The sequence below is a fragment of the Campylobacter showae CC57C genome, assembly GCF_000344295.2.
Taxonomy (GTDB): domain Bacteria; phylum Campylobacterota; class Campylobacteria; order Campylobacterales; family Campylobacteraceae; genus Campylobacter_A; species Campylobacter_A showae_B.
The window spans coordinates 1-4,428 of sequence record NZ_AOTD01000088.1; the positions used below are offsets into that span (position 1 = coordinate 1).

Annotated in this window: 4 protein-coding genes; all 4 read right to left on the reverse strand. The window is 39.2% G+C overall.

Annotated elements, in window-relative coordinates; translation table 11 throughout:
• Window positions 1-418 precede the first annotated feature (418 nt).
• Entirely contained in the window at window positions 419-1,417 is a 999-nt protein-coding gene (gene cas1 / locus H740_RS03395) for a CRISPR-associated endonuclease Cas1 (protein WP_002951334.1), read from the reverse strand.
• 66 nt (window positions 1,418-1,483) lie between these two features.
• Window positions 1,484-1,762, reverse strand: a complete 279-nt coding sequence (cas2, locus tag H740_RS03400; RefSeq protein WP_002951335.1) for a CRISPR-associated endonuclease Cas2 — start codon at window positions 1,760-1,762, stop codon at window positions 1,484-1,486.
• Window positions 1,763-1,768: 6 nt separating this feature from the next.
• Window positions 1,769-2,269, reverse strand: coding sequence for a Dna2/Cas4 domain-containing protein (locus tag H740_RS03405; RefSeq protein WP_002951337.1), 501 nt, complete (start codon window positions 2,267-2,269; stop codon window positions 1,769-1,771).
• On the reverse strand, window positions 2,269-4,428 hold a 2,160-nt coding region (cas3, locus tag H740_RS03410), incomplete at its 5' end, for a CRISPR-associated helicase Cas3' (protein WP_002951339.1). The genes H740_RS03405 and cas3, both read right to left, overlap by 1 nt.

Genomic DNA, 4,428 nt, shown 5'->3' on the forward strand with positions numbered 1-4,428 from the left:
GTTTCAAACTCCAACGGAGTAAATTTTAACAGCACCAAAATATACATTTTTAGGGCTATTAAAACTCAAAGTCTATATTTTTACGCCTTAAATTTGCATAAAAAGCAAAATAGTATCGATACGAAATACCCCAAATTTCATCATTTCTAAAATCTTAGAAAAAGCTTTATCGAGATGATTTGGATTTTAAAGTGACGCCTAGAAATTAAATAGCCCGCTGCAATAAGGGCAAATCGACAACCCCAATCCGCCCGTAACGACAAAAGCAAATTTTATAAGTTGGGCGCATTTTGTGTTTTACCACAAACATCCAAAGCAAAATCACAAACGCTATTTTGACGTAAAACAAACACCGTAGCAAGGGTGCAAAAGTCAAATTTGACTTTAAAATGACGCCCCTACCGACAAAATATCAAATTTACCCCCACCTAAACCCCTCATAAGGCGCATCTTCGCAGATACATTTTTTGATCTGATTAGCCTCGCGGCGGATCACCTGCCGCCACGTGAGATTTTGCCCGCTTAGCGAAATCGTTTCACCAAGCCTCGCGATCATCTTTAGCTCGATCTTTTGCACAGCGTCGTTGCTAAATTTTATCCGCCCGGCGTCCGTTTGAAAGTCCTTTGCAGTGATCTCCTTTTTATTTAGCATGCTAAAAATCAGCGTATCGCCCAAAATCGGCTTAAAAATCTCCGCAAGATCTAGGTGCAGGCTCAGCGCACGGTAGTTTGGCTCGTGCAAAAAGCCGATGCGCGGATCAAGCTCGGTTTTGTAAATTTCGCTGAGGCAGACGTTATAAATGTGCGTATTTACGTAGCTTATGAAGCTGTTGATTTTATCGGCGGGCGGGCGCTTGGAGCGGACGGTAAATTTAAAACTTTTTTGATCCGCGATTATTTCGTTCCATTTTTCGTAGTATAGCTTTTGAAACGCCCCTTCCACAGCCATTATCGCAGGCACATCCGCGGCGGCGTTTAGCGCCTCTATGTGGGGCGATACGTCAAATTTTACGCCGTGCCTTTTGCAGTTTGCCGCGTCGTTTAGGATGTGCGCGCGAGTGATCTCGCGGGCGATGTAGACGCGTTTAATGGGATCGTCAAAGGCGCGGACCTGATTTAGTAGCACGAAGCCGCTTTTATTGACCGAGTTTGAGGTGTTTGGATAAAAGTTTCCGCGGAAGCTCTGATAAGGACTAAAAATGTGCAAAAGGACGTTGTTGTCGGCCAGAAACGCCATAGTGTAGGTATCGATCTGTACTTTTGCCAGCACGTAAATTTCATCGATCGCGTTTATCGGCAAAATTTTACTAGCGGCGAGCGCGCCCGCATCGTCAAATTTATCAAAATAGATATTGTTATCTTGCCTGCGAAGTCTGCCTGCGCTCAAAATAAAATGCGTCCTGTCGCTTTTTTGCATCTTTTTTCCTTAAATTTAGCTGGGATTTCAAGCGCCGCCAAACTCGGCAAATTTACGCGAGCAAATTTAACTAAACAGCGCGCCGCTTTTATCCTGTCCGATTACGATACGCTTGGAGTATTTCAGCGAACTAAACGTATAAATCACGATAGAATCAAGCTGCGCAATGCACTCTTTTTGCAAAATCGCGGTTAGTTTTTTAAAATCGCTCTCGCGAATCTCGCCTTCAAAAACGGAAAACTGCACTCGCGGCAAAAACTTCTCGACCGCCTTTCTGATGCGGTCTGCGTTGTTTTTCTCTTTTTGCTCGGCGCCGGCAATGTCGTAAAATAAAATCACGTACATTTTAATCTAACTCACGCAATATCCGCTATAAGCGCAGTTTGCACAAAATTTGCCCTGCGTAAATTTCGGCGGCCTCTCTAGGTTTGCAAGTGTCGTTATCTCGCTTAAAATTTGCTCGATCAGAGCGAAATTTTCGCTACTATCATCCACCAAAATCACCTTTTTACCGCTGATTAGTTTGCCTTTTACCTCTTTTAAATTTAAGCCCGTTTTTAAAAGATAGACGTAAAAAAGTAGCTGCATCTTGCCCGCAAGCTCGTTTTTTAGGCTTTTCTTATATTCTGTAATCAAGTAGTGCCCGCGCTGCTTGGAAAGTTTGTCGAATTTCAAATTACAAAATGCAAACTCCTGCAAATCGCTCTCTTTGATGTCCGCCAGCGCCTTGCCCATCAGCACGTTTTCATCCTCCTGATCGGCGTGGATATGATGCGCGTAAAGCCATGCCTCGCGCTTGCAGGTGACATAATAATTCACAAGCGTGCCAGTGATTTGGTCTTTGCAAAACATTAGTCGAATACCTCGTCCTCTATGTCTAAATTCGTATCTTTTTTAAGGCCGTAGTCGTCGCTATAAAAATAAGACGAGCCAAACGGCAGATAAAACATATCTTTTAGTCCGTTTATTTGCTTTAAATTAGGCGTCAATTTCTCTTTATCTTTAAACGTTACGTTAATACTAAATTTCGATAACTTTCTGATATGATTTTTTAAAATATCTCGTATCGTAAATTCGCTATTTGAGCTATTTTTAATTTCAAGAATTTTAGCCTCAAAGTCCTTGATAAAATTTTCTTTAGCTTCGATTATTAACGTTTGTTTGTGATTGTCCTTCATAACTTCTTCGATTTTATGGTTTATATTTTCGAATTCTAGCTTTTTTATCTCGCTTTGTATATATAAATTTTCTAGTTGATCGCTGATTTTCTGAAAATAAAAATTTGAAATTTCTAAAATTTCGCTCTCTCTCACCTCTCTTTGTTTGAAAATTTCTAAAATCGCTTTGCTTACTTTCTGTAAATCGCCGTAAATCAAATTTGTAAATTTACTTATTTCGGGAAAGACGTATAGCTCGCCGCGAATTTCTCCAAAATGCCTATTTACGCGGCCTGCGGTTTGTATGACAGAGCTAATGGGCGAGACTTCGCGAAAACCCACGTCAAAATCAAGATCCACTCCTGCCTCGATAGACTGCGTGGAGATAAGTAAAATTTTACTCGCAAGTGGATCGTCTTTATTTGTATTTATTGCGCGTTTTACCGCCTCGATAGTGGCGTGTTTTTGGTCCTTATACATATATTCGTTTAGGCAAAAACAATTAAATTTTTCTCTTAGTTTTACGAACAGCTCCTGCGCTTTTTTAATCGTATTTACGACGACGAGGGTATTTTTATCGCTTGCGGTCTCGCAAATCTTTTCTAAAAGATCCTCTTCGCCGCTTACGTCAAGCCATTTTATGACGTATCTATCCTGCTTTGAAAAATACTCCAAATTTGAAATTTCTTTAAAATTTTCGCTTTTTATAACCGGCATCGTCGCCGACATAAATATAAAAATAGTGCCGAGCCGCTGCGAGATGATCTCGCAAAGCAGGATAAAATCTTTTCTAAATTTATATGGGATCGCTTGCGCCTCGTCGAGGATAACGACGCTATTTTTGAGCTGATTAAATTTGACATTATCTTTGTTTTTATTACCAAATAGCGCAAATATCAGCTGATAAAGTGTAGTTACATTTATCTCGCCGCTAAAAGATTCCATCAAAAATTTGATCTTAGAATATCTATCCTCCTCGGTTAGATTTTCTTCATCTATTGTCGTTTTGTGGTGAGCCTTGCTAACCAAAATATCGCTATTTTTATAAATTTTCGCGACTATATCGTAGGTTTGATCGATTATCGAAGTGAAAGGAAGCACATAAATTATGCGTGATTTGTTAAATTTCAATGAAAAATTTAGAGCGGTCAAGGTCTTGCCATAGCCCGTAGGCGCAGTCAAAGTAAAAAGTTTGTAATTTTCGTCAAAGTTGTTTAAGACAAATTTTCTAAACGCATCTCGCTTTTCATTTGGTGGCAAATTTTGGATATCACTCTCTAAAACATCTATCGGTATCTCTTTTGTTTCTTGTTTTGGCATGCTAAAGATAGCCTCAAATTTATCGCTATAAACTAAATTTGAATATAGGCTTTTAAAATTTATGAAATCCTCGTAAGTAAATTTGTGTCTGTACTGCAATAAAATTAAGTATTGGCGAAGCTTTTTGGCTTTACCCAAGAACTCATCTTTTTTTGTAGATAATCCCGAATAAACCTGGATATTTTTAGCAGCATTAGCTACTTCTTCCCAGTATTCTAGCTCTTTTGAGTTTTTAAAAAATTTATTTGCCTCCCTGGCTAGCATCATCAAATTTACCGCGTCGCCGTGGTGCGAAACGATGGCAAGAAAGCCAAATAGAGTCGGTATTTCATCAAATTTTGAATTTAGCAAGAAAAAATATGCCGACAAAAGCGAGTGGTTTTTATCCAGCTTATCGTTTGAGGTGTCTCTGATGTAAATTTGAAAATTATTTTTTAGTTTTGCGATGTCGTGATAGAGTTTTACCTGCTTATCTAGCTCTTCATCGCCGGGAGAGATCATATTTTTTATATGGTTTTCTAAAAGTTTATTTGG

Excerpts from the sequence above, each read along its gene's own strand:
- cas1 (WP_002951334.1), bottom strand. The coding sequence starts at position 1,417 with ATGCAAAAAAGCGACAGGACGCATTTTATTTTGAGCGCAGGCAGACTT.
- cas2 (WP_002951335.1), bottom strand. The coding sequence starts at position 1,762 with ATGTACGTGATTTTATTTTACGACATTGCCGGCGCCGAGCAAAAAGAG.
- H740_RS03405 (WP_002951337.1), bottom strand. The coding sequence starts at position 2,269 with ATGTTTTGCAAAGACCAAATCACTGGCACGCTTGTGAATTATTATGTC.